Source organism: Paenibacillus sp. Marseille-Q7038, assembly GCF_965111595.1.
Genome location: NZ_CBCOOM010000001.1, coordinates 2177805 through 2196611 on the forward strand (window position 1 = coordinate 2177805; position 18807 = coordinate 2196611).

Genomic DNA, 18807 nt, shown 5'->3' on the forward strand with positions numbered 1-18807 from the left:
CTCCACTTCCCCTATTTTTCTTCTTTATTCTCTATTTAAAATAGTCTAATTTTTTCTTAGTGAAGATGCGTATTCAGGCTTTCGCCTTACTGCTGTTCCAAAAGCCTTCATGTACCGCAGCAATCTCATCTGCAAGTTCGGGAAAAGGTCCAATGACCTCAATTCTCTTCTGACCTCTTGCGAAAATTTCTCGGCAAGGCAGATCAAAGGTTGGATTCTGCGGATCATCCCCAGTAAGGGCGAGGAGATCCTTCTCTGATATCCCATATACCACTCTACCCAGATTCCCCCAGTACATGGCTCCCGCACACATCGCGCAAGGTTCTGCCGTCGTATATAAGGTACAATCCCATAAAAAATCCGGTGTGTATGTATGCGATGCTCTTTCCATTAAAGCCGTTTCAGCATGACCTGTGCAGCGATGTTCGGTGATCTCCACATTGCCTTGCTCCATTAAAATATGGCCGTCTTTGTCAACCAACAAAGCGCCAAACGGCGTGTTTCCACTGTCTCGAGCCATCCGCGAAATTTCAATCGTTCTTTGTAATAAAGTAAGGTGGTCTAGCTGTTTTTCTTGACTCCCCATGGTCATCGCTCCTTGTCTCTCTGCTATAATTCGATTTTAGCTACATCCAATTTCCGCGTCAATTAATCTAACACATATTCGGTATGATGAATAAGAAGCTCTTCACTTTTTGTGAAAATAGACATAACAGGCTTCTTCTTTCTGTAGAAATAAGATAATATATCGAATTACTTAACATAAGATGTTAACAAATAAATAATATTAGAGCATACATTATAAATAACTTATTAAAAATTGATTTCGTCATTCTAATTACGTTATATTGGATTATATTTACATATACCGATAGTGAGGTAGTTTGGCAGTGAAAGTCATCATTTCATTTAGTTTGGTAGTCATCAACATGATTGCCGAGCTATGGACCGGATGCTTCCGTAAAACAACAGACTTTTATGATCAGCACTCTACTACCCGCACCAAAACAGGCTACGTGTTGTTTCTTATCTCTGCACTGAGCGCAGTTACCCTTATTACCTTTTGGATCACTAAGCAAATTGATAAATAATACATCATGATCTACGTTTGGACCCTAACATAAACGATAAAACCCCGTTTCCTTATGGATTCGGGGCTTCTTTATTCTTTTCGGATCATTTTCGTCTATTCTCTTTTCTGTTCTCGTCTATTCATGATCAGTTCTAGATGTAGCTGCCGCTTGCTGTACCGCACGGATGATCCCGCTATAACCGGTACAGCGACAAAGATTGCCGCAAAGTACCTTTTCAATCTGCTCCGTAGATGGATTAGGATGCTGTTCGAGTAACTTGGTCGTACATAGAATCATTCCGGGTGTACAATAACCACACTGAAATCCGCCTTCATCAATAAAAGCCTGCTGAACCGGATGCAGGTCCGTTTCGTTGGAAGAAGCAAGCCCTTCAATGGTCTGAATCTCCTGCCCAGCACATTGATAAGCCATGAGTAGACAGGAATTTACTGGTTCCCCATTGAGTAAGATCATACAAGCTCCACATCTGCCGATTTCGCATGAGATTTTTGTGCCTGTTAGTAGTAAACGATCCCTTAGAATCGTTACCATCCGCTGCGTCGCAGGTACCTCCATCTTTACCTGATTTCCGTTAATAATTCCATTCCACTTCATGAATGTTGTGCCCCCTGTCATGGGTTAACCCCTTCTTTCCATTCGAAATGCAGCGGAGTAGCCAGCAGTTCTCTATTAATCGGCAATTTATTTAGCCAAACCCCCGTCGCTTGATGAATCGCCGATACAATGGCCGGAGCGAGTGCCACGGAACCGATCTCACCGATCCCTCTAGGACCAAAAGGATCATTTTCAGGTAAATTTTCGATCGCTTCCACTGTGATTTTCTGATGCATATCCTGAAAGGTAGGAATCAAATAGGTGTCCAAATTCGTGGTTACATACATACTGTGATCCATTATCGCATCCTCCATCAAGGTGAAGCCGAGTGCCATCCCGCTTCCTCCCTCAATCTGGCCTATATAGCCCATTGGATTCATGACGGGACCTGCAGCAACCATATGTTTAATCTCTTCTACTTTAACCTCGCCTGTCAGCGTGTTGACTTCCACTTCAGCAATTACTGCCGCATAAGTATAGAGAAAATGTCCGCCCATCACTTCATCCGGTGTTGTTGGATACTGAAATTTCGTATCGAAAGTGAGATCTTCTTCTGGAGCAAGGTCCGCAATCTCCAAGTAAGATAACAATTTCTTCTCTTGTTCATTTGAATCCGAATCACGGCTCCTGTGCCAAATTCCTCCCGCTCCCGTAACTAATTCCGATGCAGGAAGCCCGCTAACCTGTGCACATAGTTCTATTAATGTGTTGTTAAACGGGGTTTTCAACCGCTGTAAAGCCATCCAAGCCATCGTTGTGGACCGTGAAGCGGTACTTGAACCACCGTGCGGAACTCGGTCTGTATCTCCAATTACGATCTCTATATCTTCCGGGATACAACGAAATATATCGCATAACATAATTTCTAACGTAGCCACAAGCCCTTGCCCGAACTCTTCATAACTAAAAGCAACCTCGATTTTACCCGAAGCATTCAGTTTAAGTCTGCCGCCGGCAGGATCAGGAATTCCGTAACCAAGACCCGCACCATGCATCGCAAGAGAAGCGCCTATTCCTTTTTTGATCCAAGGGGTTGCTGTAGAGTGCGAGAGTGATTCTGATGAAAAATCTAATGAAGGAACCGCGTTTGTTTTTTTTATATCTATTTGTCCATTCCTTTTCTTCCACAGTTCGGAATGATCTACTGCTTCCCATACTTCACTCAGTCCATTTGTGACAAGGATCTGTTGCCCCAGCGGTCCTGGATCTGTGCTGCTGCGTAAATTCCGCCGCCGAATCTCCCACGGATCTATTCTAAGTAACGCCGCCGCCCGGTCCATTTGTCCTTCCATTGCAAAGATTGCCTGATTGCCTCCAAATCCACGGAACTCTCCAGAAACACCATTATTCGTGTAGACTGACAACCCTTCTACATCCACACTCGGTATTTGATACGGACCCATGGAATGCTCTGTTGCAAAGTTAAGCACTGGCGCTCCAAGTGTCGCATAGGCACCCGTATCAGATAAAATACGGACAAGATGGGAAGTAATCATCCCTTCCTTAGTAAAACCCGTCTCCATCTCTATTTTCATCGGATGGCGCTTGAGTCCGGCACGCACCGATTCCTTACGGGAGTTATGGAATTTAACTGGACGTCTTGTCTTCAAAGCCAATAGCGAACCATATGGCTGAACATTCAGTTCATCTTTTCCGCCGAAGGAACCGCCGATCGGGCTTGACACGACACGAATAGACTCTTCGGGCATATCCAGAATGCGGGATAACTGCATCCGATCTTTATATCCGTGCTGTGTTGGTGCATAAACCGTTAACCTTCCGTTATCTTCCGGGACAAATAAACCGCCTTCTGTCTCCATATAAGTGTGCATTTGCCGCGGCGTATAATAAACTTCTTTGATAACGAGGTCGCTTTTTTGCAGATCAGTCTTTGTGTCGCCCCGTTTCACTTCCGTCCGGTGCAATATATTTCCGGCGGGATGCAAAGAAGGTGCTCCTTCTATAAGCGCAGCCTCGGGAGAACTTAAAGGGGACAACACTTCATATTCAACACGGATTAGATGAAGTGCCTGTTCTGCAATCTCAGGCGTATCCGCAGCAACTGCGGCAATCGCATCACCCGTATACCTTACGAAATCCTCACAAAATACCGGTTGATCCGGAATCGCAATGCCGAATCCATTGAGTCCTGGCACATCCTTGTGAGTCAGTACCTGATGAACACCTGGCAAAGCCTCTGCTTCGGCTGTATCCACGTTTCTAATGCGGGCAAACGGGTGATCGCTTCGTTTAACCCGACCGTAAAGCATACCTGGCAGTGACTTATCCGTGAGATATTGTAGCGTCCCCGTCACTTTTTCTCTTCCGTCTGGACGTCTGTGCCATTTGCCCCCACTCGTTTCTTTGGTTAGCAGCATGTTCCCATTCCTTTCCCTATAAATGCGGTTATACGGAGTAACCTGCAGATCTCATTCCCTTCCATAATTCAGAGGCAAATAAACCGGCAGCCGCTTGTTTACGGTAAGTATCGGTAGCAAACACATCGCTAATGGTGACAAATTCATCCTGTACTTGCTTCATTAGTTCAGACAAAGACAGTCTACCCACAGGAAACTGACGAATCCATTTTTCAGTTTGGACTAGCCTCATCGCTGTTCCTGAACCTCCTCCTGCCGCCATAGCCAGAGAAGACCATTCTCCTTGAGAATTCATAGTTCCATGAAATGCGATCGTGACCAACGCAGGTGTAAAGGCTTCTCTTCTTCCGAGCTTTTTGAAGAAGGAGAGGGTATGGCTTCCTTCCTCCGGTGCAGGCTTAGATAATGGAATCCGGATTTCAGTTAGAAAATGATCTGCACTTCGCTGTCCTCTGCGCCATTCTTCCAGGCATTCTGTTAGTTTCTTCTCCGTAAGACCCGTGTCTGTCATCCATCGCAAACTCGCTTCATATACAAGCAACACAGGAATCGAATCCCCTACTCCAGATACAATATTACCTCCAAGCGTAGCCAGGTTTCGGATCGATGGTGCTGAGATCACATCAATAGCCTGACTCAGTAAAGGAAACTGGGTTTGAATTCTCTCAAGGGCAGCACAGGCATTCAGCCTCATCAATGCTCCAATACATAATTCATTCTCTTTCGTAGTACACGTATTCAACTCTCGTATACTCGCAAGACTAATCAGATGCTTTGGTACAGGTACCGTGCCCATTTCCCACTGCGTTCGTAATAAGGTGGTGCCTGCCGCCCACTGATAATGAGGCGATACATTCTCCACGATCTTTCTCGCTTCTTCCATACTTTCCGGTTGCCATAACACAGGATACATGATTCGTTCAGATCCTATTCCCATATCCACACCCCTTACTCCCACCTAAGCTGTAACAACCTCTACGTCCATTTCTATTCCTTAGTAAAATCAAGAAAAATCCATTTTCTTGTACGACTCCATCAGCTCACCAAGGTAAAGTAAAGTTTCAGGCGTGTCTGCGTCATAGAAGACTTCTTTTTCAAATGGGATTTGTTCTCCTACATAAGCTGGGTTTCGAATGATGGATCTAGCTCCTACATCTCCTTCGAGCTTAGAAATCACAGGATAGACCTTGCTTGATAGCAGCAGCGGAGGTTTAACTACATCCCCATCTTTCGCTGCGACATAGTGAAGTTCAGGTGATAAGGAGTATACGGATAGCAGAGCATTGATATGTTCGGTTTGAACCAGTGGCTGATCCGCTAATAAAATTAGGACACAGTCAGCACCCCGATCTACCGCTTCATTCCTTCCGCAGCGAAGAGAATGGCTCATTCCAAGCTCACAATCAGAGCATCTAGTAATGACTAGCCTGTCATTCGCTGGGTTTACGAGCCAGTAAAGCGGATCGTCTACTCTGACGACCAAGATAACCAAATCAAGGTTCGAATCCAATGCTGCTTTTACCGCATAGGAGCCGAGGGGAGCACCACTCAGCTCTAGATTTATTTTTTCCTTACCCATGCGCCGACTTTGACCTGCCGCGAGTACAATCCCTGCTGTCTGCATCGCTGTACGCCCCCTTGGCATGATCATGAACTGCTGTTATATTACGTTTGACAGCAATGAGTTCAGCGGTAATCGCTATCGCTATTTCTTCGGGGCCTTCCGAACCTATGGTAAGTCCAACAGGTGTATACAAATGAGGGAAGGGTGCCAGACCTTCAAGAAGCCTGGAGGTTCTGAACCGGGAGCCTAAAATGCCGAGATATCGGTATGAGGAATGTTGTAACTGTTCGAGAAACGCTCGTTCCTTGGGGAATTGATGACTCATGAGGAGAAGGTAATCCTGCTCCTTGATCTGAAAAGCACGTAAGATTTCCTCAGGAAAACCAACAAGAAGTGCTGCATTTGGAAATCGTTTTTCTGTACATAAGGCTTCCCGCCAATCAGCCACCGTGACACGAAATCCAGTACTCGCCGCAAGTTTAACGAGGGTAATGGAATCATCACCTGCCCCTAGAATGAGAAGTCTTGGTTTAGGGTGATAAGTATGGGAGTATAGCGCTTCGATTGAATCATCTTCGGTATGAAACGGATGTTCACCCTTCTCAGCATAATAATGAACGTCTTGCTTCTGTTCGTTCCACTTGCGCCGGATTGTAACGGAATACCCTTGATCCAGATACAGTTTCATCTGAGTTAACTTCCATCTCAGATCCCCTGCTATCGGCTCCAGCAAAATATGTAGCAACCCGCCGCAACCGATATTTTCACCCCAAGATAAATCATCTTCGGGCCTCATGTCGTACAAGACCAACTCAGGTTTGTCAGACCGTCTCACTTCTTGTGCCCTTAAAGCTAGATCAGTTTCAATACAGCCCGGGCTAAGACTTCCTATCATTCCGCCATCCTCCGTGAAGAGCATGGAAACCCCCTGCTTACGGTATGCATGACCTTCTACATATACAGCTGTTGCTAAAACCAGTGGTCTTACTTCATTTAAAGCTGCTTCGCAAATATCATGCATCTCCATATGATTTCCCCTCTCTCTTCCCTCGTTCTCCACCGGCCGTAGACAACGAATGTGGAATTACGAACGGCAGAGGCCGCGCACGATGGACATAATAAGATGGATGTAAACTACTTAGGCACTTCGTTGATACGGTTCACCATTCTTGCAATACTGCAATCTGCTTCTCTTAATACGATGGAGCGGTCAATCGTTCGCATTGCCCGCTGATCTAACACGATTTCCCCATCAATAATGACAGTATCCACATTGCTTCTTGTTGCCGAATAGACAACTCGGGAATAAACATCCACATCGTAAGATGGATAGGTATGAAAATCATGTAGATCCAGCAGAATCACATCTGCTTTCTTGCCTACTTCAAGACTTCCTATCTCCTTCGCCATACCAAGTACCTCCGCACCGCCCATTGTCGCCATTCGAAGTACCGTTCTGGCATCCATAGCTGTTGGTCCATGCGGTATTTTATGCATGAGAGCTGTGAGTCTCATTTCCTGAAACATATCCAGATTGTTATTACAAGATGCGCCATCGGCACCAATGCCGACATGAATTTGCCGGTTGAGCAGATCTGGTATGTCCGCGATTCCCGAGGATAACTTCATATTTGAACCTGGGCAATGTGTTACTTTTACACCGCGCAGACGAATGATCTCTTTTTCTTCTTCACTAAGCCATACACAGTGGGCAAGAACCAGCCTCGGCGTAGCCAGACCAATGTGATCCAGATAAACAACATTACGCATGCCGCGCTCATTCTCGACAAGTTCGATCTCTCCTCGATTTTCCGAAGCATGCGTGTGTACTTTTACATGATACCGTGCTGACAGATCCCGAACTTCTGTAAGCAGCTGTTCTGTACAGGAAACTACGAACCTAGGGCAGAAAGCGTACTGAATTCGTCCACCGCCAAAACCATTCCATTTTTCAAGTAAATCAACACTTTGCTGAATGGAATCTGCCGTTGTTTCCTGCAGTGGGAGCGGTACCTCATCTCCATGATCCATCATGACCTTTCCCGAAACCACACGCATCCCACTTTGAGCCATTGCTTGAAAAGCAGAGTCCGTGTAATGAACCGTCTCCATGTCCAGAATAGTCGTTGTGCCGCTCGCGATCAGTTCTCCGAGCCCCAGAAGTGCAGAGTAATATACAGATTCCTCATCATGCGCTGCTTCAAGAGGCCAGATCCGCTTACGCAGCCAATCCATGAGTTCAAGATCATCTGCACGCCCCCGAAAAAGAGTCTGGCATAAGTGAATATGAGTCTGAATGAATCCAGGAAGCAGCGCTTTGCCTTTGCCGTCAATAACCCGATCAGCAGCTACCTGAATGTCCTCCCCTATTTCCTTTATCTTGTTCCCTTCCATGAGTAAATCGCCTATAAATACATCTTCATTTCCATTCATCGTCACGATTTGCGCACCTTTGATCAGTAGTGTACTCATCTTTTAGGAACCTCCCCAGACTGCAACCTTATCCGTATCGATGTCACCAACCTATCGCTGCGCCGTCGCCTCGAGGATCCGCTGCTCCGTTAAGTAATCCGTTCGGATCTATGAGAATTCCTTGTGCTTGCCCCATCAAATCATCCCATTCGCTTAGCGCAATCACTTCATGCCCCATAGTCTGCAATTGCTCGATAACCTCTATTCCAAATCGCTTTTCGAGTTTCAGTTCATCTCCATCCACATCCCAGGTTCGCCCATATACCCAGCGAGGAAGTGAAATCGCTTCTTGAACCGTATAGCCGTAGTCCAGCACTGCGGTCAGAATGGATAACTGCGTCTGAGGCTGCCCTTCTCCGCCCTGAGTACCCAGGAGCAAAAAAGGTTTGCCGTCTTTCAATACCATACCAGGCATCAACGTGTGAAAGGTTCGTTTGCGCGGTTCGAGTACATTTGGGGAATCTGGATCAAGTGAAAAAAAGGAGCCTCTATTTTGAAGAATAATCCCGGTGTTTTCAGGGACATAAGCAGAACCAAAATCAAAATATAGACTTTGGATAAAAGAAACGGCATTCCCTTCCCGATCTACGACAGCCGCATAAGCGGTGTCCTGACCCATCGCTTGAGATAGGAAGGGCTGTGCTTTTTCAGGAGAATTCGCAATCTCCTCCCACAACTGTTTCGCATAGGGTTTAGATAACAAATCACCGATTGGAATTTCACGAAATTCAGGGTCAGTCAAATAACGATCACGGTCCCGAAATGATTTTTTAATCACTTCCGTCATGAGGTGATAATACGAAGCAGATAGACGATCTATAGAAGCTACGTTTGTATTATCCAGCATATTCAGCATCATGAGGACAGAGTATCCTTGAGAATTCGGGGGCATTTGGTATACCTCATACTCCCGATAATCTACCTTTAACGGAGTAACCCATTCTCCTGTATGATTTTCGAAATCTTCTTTTTGCAGAAATCCACCATCTCGAATAACGGAGTTTGTTATGTCATCTGCTAGGATCCCTTTATAAAAGGCTTCCCTTCCACCGCTTTGCAGGATTCGCAAGGAAGTCGCCAGATCAAGCTGAGTAAAGAGTTCCCCTTCCGCAAGCAACTTTCCATTTCGGATATAAACGCTGGATAATCCTTTATCCGCCCGAATATACGCTTCATCTCGAAGCATCCAAGTATGTACATTACGAGAGATCGGGCATCCTTTTTCCGCATAGTGAATGGCTGAATCAAATAACTTCTCCCAAGGCAGGCATCCATATTTCTGCGATATTTCCCACCAGGCATCTACCACGCCCGGCACCGTCACTGCACTGAGAACACCTCTTCTAGGAATCGAAGTTATGTTCATCTGCTCAAACAACTCTCTCGTCAGAGAAGCAGGTGAGCGCCCTGTTCCGTTATATCCAGAAAGCTCGCTGGACTTGGCATCATACATTAGAAAAAAAGCATCCCCTCCAGGTCCTGTCATATGAGGGTAAACAACACCTAGTGTAATACTGACGGCAATAGAGGCATCATAAGCATTTCCGCCTTGAGCTAAGATCCGTGCACCTGCACTGGTAGCTAAGTGGTGGGGGGAAGTGATCATCACTTCCGTACCCATTGGCATTTGATTCAGCATGGCACTTCCTCCTTACTGGTTTCCGCATATACCGAAAGTGCTGCTTGCACCGCTTCCCCGGCAGGAAGTTGATGTCCTTCGTGAATAAGTACCGCTTCAAGCGCACCTAGTACGTGCAGCACATTTTTACGACTGCAACTATACCCCATCGTTCCAATTCTCCAGATCTTCCCTTTAAGCGGTCCAAATGAACTGGCGATTTCAATTCCAAAATCATGAAGCAGTTTATTTCGTACAAGCTCTCCATCAATCCCGTCCGGGATATTTATACATGTCACACAAGGAAGTTTACTTTCCTCATTTCCATATAACGAAAGTCCCATTCCTTTGATTCCCTGCACAAGCGCCTTTTCATTCCGTACATGTCTTGCGAAGCGGTCTTCAAGCCCCTCTTGAAGTAAAATACGTAGCCCTTCATGCAGACCATACAGCATAGAGGTCGCTTCTGTATGATGGTTCAGTCTAGCTGAACTCCAGTAATCCTGAATCTGACTTAGATCAAAATAATTACTTCGGATGGGTACTAAAGATGGCTCATTATCCAAACTTGCCGGATCTCGTAGTCCCCGTTCGATTTGTTTTCGAGATCGAAGCTTTGTTTCGATCCGCTGATTATAAGTAATCGGCGCCATACCGGATGGAACGGAGATGCATTTTTGAGTTCCGCCGATCACTGCATCAATATTCCAAGCATCCGTCTTGACAGGCACACCGCCAATCGTAGCAACAGCATCAACCACAAACAAAATATCCAGTTCCCTGCACGTTTTTCCAATCTCAGCTAATGGCTGCATCTGACCTGTAGACGTTTCACCGTGCACCAAGGCAACCATATCCGGCTTATGAGTATGAATCGCTTCTATCACGATCTGCGGATCAAAAACACTTCCCCACTCGATTTCCATAAATATAACTTCCGCACCAGAGCGCTGAGCGATTTCAACAAGCAGATGTCCGAATCTCCCAAAAATAGGTACCAGCACTTTATCCCCAGGCTCAATAATGCTGACAAGGACTGCTTCTATCCCAGATCTAGAAGTTCCGTCTACTGGGAAACTCCACTCATTAGAGGTTTGAAATACATCTCTGAGCATCTCCATCGTTTCGTTCATCAGCATCGTAAATTCAGGATCAAACTGTCCTAATATAGGAAATGACATGGCCCGCAGCACACGCGGATCAACTTCCACCGGCCCAGGTGTCATGATCGTTCGAAGCGATGGGTTTAGCTCTTTATATTTTTTCATCTGTCTTCCCCCAGTAGCCATATTGGTACAGCATTTCTACAAGCACTCGGAACCCCCGATTGATGTCTTCCTCTGAGGTGAATTCCTCAGGATGATGACTCAGACCATTCTGACTTGGTACAAAGATCATTGCCGCCCTGCATACCTCTGCAAAAATCTGAGCATCATGCCCTGCACCGCTCGGCATTTTACGGTAAGAGAAATCAAGTATTTCACAAGCATTCTGAATCTGTTCTATCCATCGATCATCCAGAGCCACAGGATCTACCGACAAATGCTCCTGCCACTGTGCATCTAGTCGATTTCGCACTGCCAATTCGGAAATAATCAGAAGCGCCTCCTGTATAAAACGATCCATAATCTCTTTGTCCGTATGCCGGATATCCAAAGTGAATACCACTTTTCCCGGAACCACATTAACTGCCCCCGGCCAAAGCTCAATCGTACCTACAGTGGCTACCAGCGGGTCACCATAAGAAAGCGCAAGCTCATGGATTCGAATAATCATCTCGGATGCACCGATAAGCGCATCTTTTCGGTAATTCATAGGAGTCGTTCCCGCATGATTGGCTTCACCGGTGATCATTACATCAAGACGTTTCTGTCCAACGATATCGGTAACAATGCCGATGGATGTGCTCGTTCTCTCAAGCACAGCTCCCTGTTCAATATGAAGTTCCAGATATCCACCCGGCTCGAAAGGTCTCACGCGGTAAGATGAATTCGGACCGAATCCACATAACTCGGCCGCTTCCAGCATACTGATCCCTTCCACATCTTTCAGGTCACCTGCAGCACCCCAATCATTTGACCCCGTAACACTTCTCGAACCCCAAAAAGCAAACGGAAATCGACTGCCTTCTTCCTCACATAAAGACACCGCTGCAAGTGATCGAACCGGAGGCCCGTATACTTCACTCAGATATAGAAGAGCAACCATTCCTGCCGCAACGCCGAGTGCACCATCGAACCTGCCTCCCGAAATAACGGTATCTATATGCGACCCTGTAAACAGCGGTTTATGGCGACTGTTCTCGTCTGTACCTTCGAGCAATGCGTATAAATTTCCGGATTGATCAAAAGAAGTGACATGGCCTTTTTCCTGCATAAAATGTTGAAGATGCTGCTGTGCTTTCAGCCAAGAAGAGGAATACAATAATCTTGTCATTCCTCCTTCCTCGCTTTTCCCAAGATTCGAAAGTTCCTCTAGCAATTCATGAAGAAGATGACAAGAAGCTGCAAATGTTGTTTCTCTGTCAACTTCAGTACTTTTGATGGGAGTTTCAGAAAAATCAGACATAAATATCCCCCTCTTCCGCCGCCGCTTTAGACGGTATGGAAGGAATAAACCGACCTCGTCTTTGATGAGTCAATCCGTGTAGATCGTCATAAATTTGAAATCCTCGGCTAAAAGTCGCCTTTATCTTGCAGGAGAATGTACGATCTATATAGGGTGATATCGGATGTCGATATCTGATTTCTTCCTGAGTCAGCGTATAGGATTCATTCAACCTTACGATTGCAAAATCAGCATCTTTACCCAGTGCGATCTCTCCTTTACAAGAATCCAGTCCAAAACGTCTAGCAGGTCCTGCTGCGAGTAAAGAAGCGAGCAGCGGAAGTGGTGCACCCCGCTTTATGTGAGCTTCTTCAAGCATCAAGAGCAACGTACTCTGTGCTCCTGCAATCCCTCCCCATACTTGAAAGAAATTGTCCGTATCTTTCATGGAGGAAGGGCAAGGGGAATGATCTGAGGCGATCATATCAATATCACCTGATAAGAGAGCCTCCCATAATAGATCCTGCTCCTGCTTACTGCGAAGGGGAGGTGCACATTTAAAGGCGGCCCCCCTTGTTACAACATCCTCTTCTGTAAGCACCAAATAATGAGGACAAGTCTCTACCGTAACATCAAGTCCGCTGCGCTTCGCTTCTGTAATAAGCTCTACAGACCTAGCGGTGCTGATATGAACAAAATGAAGTCTGCATCCTGTTTCTTTGGCGTACATGAGGGCGCGAGTTACTGCTTCTGCTTCCGCTTCCGGTGGACGGGAAGCCAAATAATCTTCTGCCCCTACTCTTCCTTTGGAGATTCGTGCATAGGCAAGTGCATCTGTCATTTCATTGCTCTCTGCATGCAGAGCAAGCACCCCGCCAATATTTGCAATGACAGACATCCCGCGAATCAGCGCCTTATCATCCGTTCGAGTGAAAATCTCATCTCCTTCTCCGCCAGGTTCAGACATAAATGCTTTGAACCCTGCTGCACCTGCACCAGCGAGAAAACTTAGTTCCCCTTCATTTGTAGGAACAAGCCCACCCCATAAAGCATAATCTACATAGCTTTTTCCGTCGGCAGCTGACAACTTACTCTCCCAGCCGTGCCTCGTGGTCGTCGGTGGAACACCATTCAGCGGCATATCAATATATGTAGTCATTCCGCCTGTAGCAAGTGCGGCAGAACCGGTCTCAAATCCTTCCCACGCTGCTAATCCGGGTTCATTAAAATGAACATGTCCATCGACCACACCCGGAAATACAAGCTGATCTTCAGCAGAGTACAAGATAGCAGCTTCATCTGCATCTAACTCAGGAGCGATCGCCGTAATCACTCCATCCTGAATGCCGATGTCCACTTTTTCCACACCATGGGGTAAAACAACACAGCCACCTTGGATGATGACTTCAAATTTTTTCGGCATCAGAAGCCCTCCTTTTACAATAAGATGACCTGCAATACTTGCTATTACGTGCCCCGGTACGTACTATATCCCCCTGGAGCAACAAGTAAGGGAACGTGGTAATGCTCATTAGTGCTCGTGATCTTACATCGGAGTGGAATTATATCCCAGATGGTATGTATTCCACTTTCTAATAGAAAAGCCTCAAAGTACGCTCTGGCATGGAAACGAAGTTCATAAACCCCTTCGCTCAGCTCATTTTCGAGAAAAGGAGTATCCAAGCGTCCATCCGCATTCGTGAAACGGGTAGCAATCAGAACAGCCTGCTCTACTCCCTGCTCTTCCTGAACCCTGTAAAGTTCAACCTTCATATCACTTCCCGGGATTCCTCGGCTCGTATCCAGCACATGTGTTGTTAATTTCCCGTCCATCCTACACCCTGCCTGCTTGCTGTGCTTCATTTAGCTGTGCTGCGGTAAGATCTTCCCTTGTCATAGAGAAGCCTTGAAAACCATAGGGTGGACGCGGCTCTGTAAAAACAGACCCCGGACCTTCTGCTACCGTCTCGGCAATCGTTTCCCAGGTACGGTTGTTGGATTCAAAAGATACCTCTGCCAGCTGGCTGAAGTTTTGAAGCATTCGTAGTCCGATTAGATAGATGAGAGACTGAATGGAAGGAGAATTATTTTCGTGGAATACGGTAGCTGCAATGTCACGTATTTGTTCTGCATCGACATAATTACCGCGGGTGTCATCAAGACCATCTTCTGTTTCTGTGTATTTCCAATGAATGTTCAAAAAGATGAACAATGGCCGGTCAGAAGTCTCCGGAAGTGTCGTATATTCGTCCCTTACAAAACCGGAAAAGCTGCTGCCTTTCACTTTAATTAATCTAAGATTCATGACCCCGCTTTGATGCTCTGCCACATGTATGCGATCCCCTTCTCGTTCAAGAACAAATGTAGCGCTCGCACTTTCGTTGTGAGAATACTTAAACACAAGGTCACTGGCAGCGATTCCATTGGTATTTCCGACCCCAATCTCTTCAAAAGGAACCTGCTCTGCTGACATTCGTACCCCTGTCATTTGCGGGTAGGTTTCAAGGAAAGCTCGGCTTGCGTATTCTAGAAAACCTTCCACCGTAGCCCCTGTATAATCAGCGGCATGACGTAAAATAAAATTTTTCATAGAATCTGTTGCCACAATTAGAGAATTATCCCCTTCTGTAAAAGAAGTAATAAATTGTTCTCCCTTGACAGCTACCTTGATATTCATCCCGAACAGAACATTTCCTCTCCCTCTAAAAGAAGATTCAGGAATTACCTTCACACCTGTCAGCGGTTTGGCATAGGAACGGAATACCCATACATCCCCTTTTCCGTAGTACATCGTTCTCTCTTTCGCCGCTTCGTAAGTCATTCATACCCTCTCCTCTGCCATGTTTTGTTCCACCCAAGACGTAAGACGATACCAACTAATCAGATAAACCTCTTCTAATGCGGTTTGGAATTCTTCTTCCGGAGTATGCTCTGATCGTTCCTTCAAGGCTTTCCCGATTTCTTCAGGTGTTTTACCCTTCACCGCAATAATAAAAGGAAATCCAAACTTTCCTTTATACCTGTCATTGTCTCTCGAAAGTTCTTGTTGCTCTGCAGCAGGCAGCGTACCTAGTCCCGCTCCTTTTTGTTCGTTTACAGAATGCTCACTCATCGTAAGACGCGATCCAAGATCCGGGTGATGACAAAGCAGTGTCATTTTCTTATCGTTATCTGATTGTTCCACTACTTTGATCATTAACGCATGCATTTGTTCCAAAGAAGCAAAAGGCCGTTTGTGGTAAGTGGCTTCAGCAATCCAAGGTGAATGTTCAAAAAGATCACCAAATAAAGCGATGTACCTTTCCTTAGTGAAAGAATTTATATCTTCTAATGTTAGGTTCAGTGAATCCCACCTCCTAATTTGCTTTTGTATTTACATTTTATGCTATATGAATTTTAATTGACAATATATAGGGAACATATTTGTCATATAAACTAACATGTGAGATTTGTTTTGTGTTTTGTGCACGTATACTACTTCATGAAGCGTGGTTTAGGAATGGATTCATGAGCCTGTAAATAGTTCCGAAAGGTAAATACAAGTTTGAGTTTGAGAAGATCATTTGATTTTTTGAGGTCCATCTGCAGGAGGGTACTGATTTTATCCATACGGTATGTGATTGTGTTACGGTGTACAAACAATTGTTTTGCTGCTTCATTAATAAGTCCGTCATTTTCGATAAATGCTTCGAGTGTATTCATTAAAATTTGACTTGGATCTCCGCCCTCCATCTGTAAAGGCTCCAGTACCTTATTGCAGTAATTTTCCATTACAGATTCAGGTACATGACTAAAAAGATAAGCGAATTCAAGCGTTTCAAACTGAAGGGCAATTTCTTTCATTCCAAAGCGAGCGGCAAGTGAGCGGGTATGGAGGCATTCTTGATAAGCTTCACGAAGTGACTTGGGTTCATATTTCATTTTACTGATCCAAAATCTCGGTATGGAACCACCAGCCGTTTTACCAGGCTCAATGATATCTTCAAACCGACTGAGAAGAAAACGGGACAATTCTTCGCCATAATCTTTTCCGGCAGGGCATGTATAGATCGAAAGAATACCTTCATTTATTTTGATATGTGAAGAGTTGGTCAGCTGCATCATTGGATTGTATTGCAGTTCTCGGTGAATCTCCTTCAGCAGTTTCCCATCAGCAAACATCTCAGGTTCCACTGTTGTCAGTACACATTGATAATTTCCTTGGAACAACTGTATTCCATATCCTTCGGAACGTCTCACCAGCTCATCCCCGTTGATCTTCCGTTCCAGATACTGTTTCATTAAAAGACACATCTCATCTTGCAGGGTTGGATTAATATGATCTCGGTAAGTCATATCCATATCATAAGCAAGAACTTCCGCTGCTTGCTGAAACAACTCTTCTTCCTCTTTTAGCGCATAAGCCCCATCTGTATATATAAGTAAAAAGCCGAAATCTTCATCTTTTTGAATGATGGGAACACGATAGCAACTGCCATGATCCCATTTCACTCGCTGAAACATTGCTTTATAGGGCCATCCTTGCTGTACATTCAGATCCTTTGTTTCTTCGCTCGCAAATAATAAATGTCCCCTCGAACCGATCACAGCAATGGGGTGACCAATAATACTAACCAATTTAGCAAACACATCTTTTTTATGATCTTGATCTAGGGCGAATTGCATTAGTTTTTTCTGTTTCTCCACCACATTTTGCAGTGTTTTCGTATTCCGTTCATATTCAGCCTTAAACAAGGCATTCATCTGGTCAGAAAACGTAAATTGAAAAGGTAATTCGATTAGGGGGAATCCGAGGTGATCCGCTTCTTCCACAATCTGATTCGGTATGTGCTCCCAGAATCTACCGAGTTTTATACCGAGACCTGCACAACCTCGTTCATGCAACTTCCGAAGGAGCATAACAGCTTCATCTTCACTGTCTTTCATCACAAAGGCGGTCGTAAATAACAGCTCGCCGGATTTAATCCACTCCGCAATATCGGGTGCGTCCATCACATTAACCGATTTAATAACTCTCGCCCCTCCCTGTGCTCCAGCGACCAATTTAGCCTCAGAGAGAGGATAGATACTTAAGGCTTCATTAACAGTAAGCTGCATGCAAGACACCCTTTCTATACCTAACATGTAACGTGAAGTTATCTCCTTATTTGTTAAATATTATAACTTTTGTAGCGGCATATGGAATAGAGGAGTAGGATTATTCTTTGCATTTATGTTCTACTAGCTCATTTTTTATGGTGTATGGACTCCTATGCTTGTAAGCACAAAAAAACACGATTTCCCGCTTTTGTGCGAAAGATCGTGTTTTGGACAGAAGACGTATTTTTCTGAAAATCACGTTTAATTCAATAGGTTATTTAAGCATTTTGGTCATGATCAGATCTATTTGTTCTTCATCACCCATATAGAAAGAATGAGCGCCTGTTTGCACAAACCCCATTTTCTTATAGAAGGAAATAGCATTCTCGTTCTTCTCCCAAACGCCTAACCACATCTTCTCTTTGTTCTGTTCTCTTGCGATTTCGATCGCTTTATTTATGAGGAATTTACCCAGCCCCTGTTTATGAAACTTTCTTCTTACATAAATTCTTTCCACTTCTAGTGAATCATGTCCCATCGTTTCAGATTGAGCGTCATTCGTGTTTAACTTTAAATACCCAGCGATTTCTTCATTCAAATAAATAAAATAGAATTCTGAACATTCATTTACTAATTCTTCTTCTATTTGTTTCAAGTTAAATGCTCTATCAAGATAGGTTTTCATATTTTCTGGAGAATTCTGATCTTCAAATGTATCTTTAAATGTTTCCACACTTATTTTCCGAAGTAAATCTAGATCTTCCATTGTACATTTTCTGATATTCATCTTCGTGATTTTTCCTCCCACTACTAAATCAATATTTTCTCTTGTTGCCTTTTTTAACGTACTCCCAGTCTTTTTCTACATTGTTTCTGACTTTCTGCAGTAAATTGTAAATTGTCTCTACTTCATCATCGGATAATCCAGAGAGAGCAATCTTATTGGAATAATCGTTTTCTCTTATGATAAAAGGGTAAATAGCCTCCCCTTTTTCCGTGGGAAATAGTTTCTTTATTTTTTTGTTATGATTGTCTTCTTTCTTTTCAATAAAGCCATTGATTTCTAATTTCTTTATAGCGCGTGAAGCGGTTGTTCGATCTACTTTTATCATCTCAGCTAATTTTTCTTGAATGATTCCCGGGTTTTCACAAATTCGTACAAGGTACAAATATTGTCCTTTTGTAAGGTCATATTCTTTAAATTCTATATTACTTATTGAATCTAAAGCCCTTGCGATCATTCCTATTTCACGAAGAATTCCCTTCATATTTAGCTCCTTAGCTTAATTTTATTGCATTTGCAACAATTTAATATATATTAATTTAACCTATCTTTGTTGTATTTGCAATATTAATGAGAATGAAGAATAGATGGCAAAATATATACTTTTCAATCACTATCTTTTGCGCTCAGGTGTTAGGGGATTTGCTCCATTAAACGTAAAAAAAACCAACCTAAAA

General features: G+C 44.3%; 18 protein-coding genes. 1 reads left to right on the forward strand and 17 read right to left on the reverse strand.

Annotated elements, in window-relative coordinates; translation table 11 throughout:
- Positions 1 to 73: 73 nt before the first annotated feature.
- Complete coding sequence (locus tag ACWPWY_RS10295) at positions 74 to 586, reverse strand: nucleoside deaminase (protein ID WP_454191615.1); 513 nt, start codon at positions 584 to 586, stop codon at positions 74 to 76.
- Positions 587 to 890: 304 nt separating this feature from the next.
- On the opposite strand from ACWPWY_RS10295, the gene ACWPWY_RS10300 reads away from it, so the two are divergent.
- On the forward strand, positions 891 to 1091 hold the full coding sequence (locus ACWPWY_RS10300) for a hypothetical protein (protein WP_454191616.1): 201 nt from the start codon (positions 891 to 893) through the stop codon (positions 1089 to 1091).
- Positions 1092 to 1208: 117 nt separating this feature from the next.
- Here ACWPWY_RS10300 and ACWPWY_RS10305 read toward each other — a convergent pair whose 3' ends face one another.
- The 16 genes from ACWPWY_RS10305 to ACWPWY_RS10380 all read right to left on the reverse strand — a co-directional run bounded on the left by ACWPWY_RS10305 (position 1209) and on the right by ACWPWY_RS10380 (position 18614).
- A complete protein-coding gene (locus tag ACWPWY_RS10305) occupies positions 1209 to 1688 on the reverse strand; it encodes a (2Fe-2S)-binding protein (RefSeq protein ID WP_454191617.1) in 480 nt (159 codons plus the stop codon).
- A gap of 17 nt (positions 1689 to 1705) precedes the next feature.
- Complete coding sequence (gene pucD / locus ACWPWY_RS10310; RefSeq protein WP_454191618.1) at positions 1706 to 4066, reverse strand: xanthine dehydrogenase subunit D; 2361 nt, start codon at positions 4064 to 4066, stop codon at positions 1706 to 1708.
- Positions 4067 to 4094: 28 nt separating this feature from the next.
- The gene (locus ACWPWY_RS10315) at positions 4095 to 5003 is read right to left on the reverse strand and encodes an FAD binding domain-containing protein (RefSeq protein ID WP_454191619.1); all 909 of its coding nucleotides are present in this window, start codon (positions 5001 to 5003) and stop codon (positions 4095 to 4097) included.
- Positions 5004 to 5069: 66 nt separating this feature from the next.
- A complete protein-coding gene (locus ACWPWY_RS10320) occupies positions 5070 to 5690 on the reverse strand; it encodes a nucleotidyltransferase family protein (RefSeq protein WP_454191620.1) in 621 nt (206 codons plus the stop codon).
- A complete protein-coding gene (locus ACWPWY_RS10325) occupies positions 5638 to 6657 on the reverse strand; it encodes an XdhC family protein (protein WP_454191621.1) in 1020 nt (339 codons plus the stop codon). Before ACWPWY_RS10325 ends, ACWPWY_RS10320 begins: the two co-directional genes overlap by 53 nt.
- Before the next feature lie 107 nt (positions 6658 to 6764).
- Positions 6765 to 8102 (reverse strand): 5'-deoxyadenosine deaminase, encoded by a 1338-nt coding sequence (locus tag ACWPWY_RS10330; protein ID WP_454191622.1) that lies wholly within the window; start codon positions 8100 to 8102, stop codon positions 6765 to 6767.
- A 43-nt stretch (positions 8103 to 8145) separates the two neighbouring features.
- Complete coding sequence (gene ggt / locus ACWPWY_RS10335) at positions 8146 to 9741, reverse strand: gamma-glutamyltransferase (protein WP_454191623.1); 1596 nt, start codon at positions 9739 to 9741, stop codon at positions 8146 to 8148.
- The gene (locus ACWPWY_RS10340; RefSeq protein WP_454191624.1) at positions 9735 to 10988 is read right to left on the reverse strand and encodes a pyridoxal-phosphate-dependent aminotransferase family protein; all 1254 of its coding nucleotides are present in this window, start codon (positions 10986 to 10988) and stop codon (positions 9735 to 9737) included. Before ACWPWY_RS10340 ends, ggt begins: the two co-directional genes overlap by 7 nt.
- Positions 10975 to 12288: a M20 family metallo-hydrolase gene (locus ACWPWY_RS10345; protein WP_454191625.1), complete on the reverse strand. Its 1314-nt coding sequence runs from the start codon at positions 12286 to 12288 to the stop codon at positions 10975 to 10977. The genes ACWPWY_RS10340 and ACWPWY_RS10345 overlap by 14 nt, the downstream gene beginning before the upstream one ends.
- Positions 12281 to 13690: an allantoinase AllB gene (allB, locus tag ACWPWY_RS10350; protein WP_454191626.1), complete on the reverse strand. Its 1410-nt coding sequence runs from the start codon at positions 13688 to 13690 to the stop codon at positions 12281 to 12283. The genes ACWPWY_RS10345 and allB overlap by 8 nt, the downstream gene beginning before the upstream one ends.
- Before the next feature lie 44 nt (positions 13691 to 13734).
- Positions 13735 to 14100 (reverse strand): hydroxyisourate hydrolase, encoded by a 366-nt coding sequence (gene uraH / locus ACWPWY_RS10355; protein ID WP_454191627.1) that lies wholly within the window; start codon positions 14098 to 14100, stop codon positions 13735 to 13737.
- A gap of 1 nt (position 14101) precedes the next feature.
- Positions 14102 to 15088: a factor-independent urate hydroxylase gene (pucL, locus tag ACWPWY_RS10360; RefSeq protein ID WP_454191628.1), complete on the reverse strand. Its 987-nt coding sequence runs from the start codon at positions 15086 to 15088 to the stop codon at positions 14102 to 14104.
- On the reverse strand, positions 15089 to 15640 hold the full coding sequence (gene uraD / locus ACWPWY_RS10365; protein ID WP_454192849.1) for a 2-oxo-4-hydroxy-4-carboxy-5-ureidoimidazoline decarboxylase: 552 nt from the start codon (positions 15638 to 15640) through the stop codon (positions 15089 to 15091).
- Between the two features lie 101 nt (positions 15641 to 15741).
- On the reverse strand, positions 15742 to 17364 hold the full coding sequence (locus ACWPWY_RS10370) for a PucR family transcriptional regulator (RefSeq protein ID WP_454191629.1): 1623 nt from the start codon (positions 17362 to 17364) through the stop codon (positions 15742 to 15744).
- Positions 17365 to 17620: 256 nt separating this feature from the next.
- Positions 17621 to 18133: a GNAT family N-acetyltransferase gene (locus ACWPWY_RS10375; RefSeq protein ID WP_454191630.1), complete on the reverse strand. Its 513-nt coding sequence runs from the start codon at positions 18131 to 18133 to the stop codon at positions 17621 to 17623.
- A gap of 28 nt (positions 18134 to 18161) precedes the next feature.
- Complete coding sequence (locus ACWPWY_RS10380) at positions 18162 to 18614, reverse strand: MarR family winged helix-turn-helix transcriptional regulator (protein WP_454191631.1); 453 nt, start codon at positions 18612 to 18614, stop codon at positions 18162 to 18164.
- Positions 18615 to 18807 lie beyond the last annotated feature (193 nt).

Bases quoted from the DNA above. Each gene is read 5' to 3' on its own strand.
- ACWPWY_RS10295 (WP_454191615.1), bottom strand. From the start codon at position 586: ATGGGGAGTCAAGAAAAACAGCTAGACCACCTTACTTTATTACAAAGA.
- ACWPWY_RS10305 (WP_454191617.1), bottom strand. From the start codon at position 1,688: ATGAAGTGGAATGGAATTATTAACGGAAATCAGGTAAAGATGGAGGTA.
- pucD (WP_454191618.1), bottom strand. From the start codon at position 4,066: ATGCTGCTAACCAAAGAAACGAGTGGGGGCAAATGGCACAGACGTCCA.
- ACWPWY_RS10315 (WP_454191619.1), bottom strand. From the start codon at position 5,003: ATGGGAATAGGATCTGAACGAATCATGTATCCTGTGTTATGGCAACCG.
- ACWPWY_RS10320 (WP_454191620.1), bottom strand. From the start codon at position 5,690: ATGCAGACAGCAGGGATTGTACTCGCGGCAGGTCAAAGTCGGCGCATG.
- ACWPWY_RS10325 (WP_454191621.1), bottom strand. From the start codon at position 6,657: ATGGAGATGCATGATATTTGCGAAGCAGCTTTAAATGAAGTAAGACCA.
- ACWPWY_RS10330 (WP_454191622.1), bottom strand. From the start codon at position 8,102: ATGAGTACACTACTGATCAAAGGTGCGCAAATCGTGACGATGAATGGA.
- ggt (WP_454191623.1), bottom strand. From the start codon at position 9,741: ATGCTGAATCAAATGCCAATGGGTACGGAAGTGATGATCACTTCCCCC.
- ACWPWY_RS10340 (WP_454191624.1), bottom strand. From the start codon at position 10,988: ATGAAAAAATATAAAGAGCTAAACCCATCGCTTCGAACGATCATGACA.
- ACWPWY_RS10345 (WP_454191625.1), bottom strand. From the start codon at position 12,288: ATGTCTGATTTTTCTGAAACTCCCATCAAAAGTACTGAAGTTGACAGA.
- allB (WP_454191626.1), bottom strand. From the start codon at position 13,690: ATGCCGAAAAAATTTGAAGTCATCATCCAAGGTGGCTGTGTTGTTTTA.
- uraH (WP_454191627.1), bottom strand. From the start codon at position 14,100: ATGGACGGGAAATTAACAACACATGTGCTGGATACGAGCCGAGGAATC.
- pucL (WP_454191628.1), bottom strand. From the start codon at position 15,088: ATGACTTACGAAGCGGCGAAAGAGAGAACGATGTACTACGGAAAAGGG.
- ACWPWY_RS10370 (WP_454191629.1), bottom strand. From the start codon at position 17,364: ATGCAGCTTACTGTTAATGAAGCCTTAAGTATCTATCCTCTCTCTGAG.
- ACWPWY_RS10375 (WP_454191630.1), bottom strand. From the start codon at position 18,133: ATGAATATCAGAAAATGTACAATGGAAGATCTAGATTTACTTCGGAAA.
- ACWPWY_RS10380 (WP_454191631.1), bottom strand. From the start codon at position 18,614: ATGAAGGGAATTCTTCGTGAAATAGGAATGATCGCAAGGGCTTTAGAT.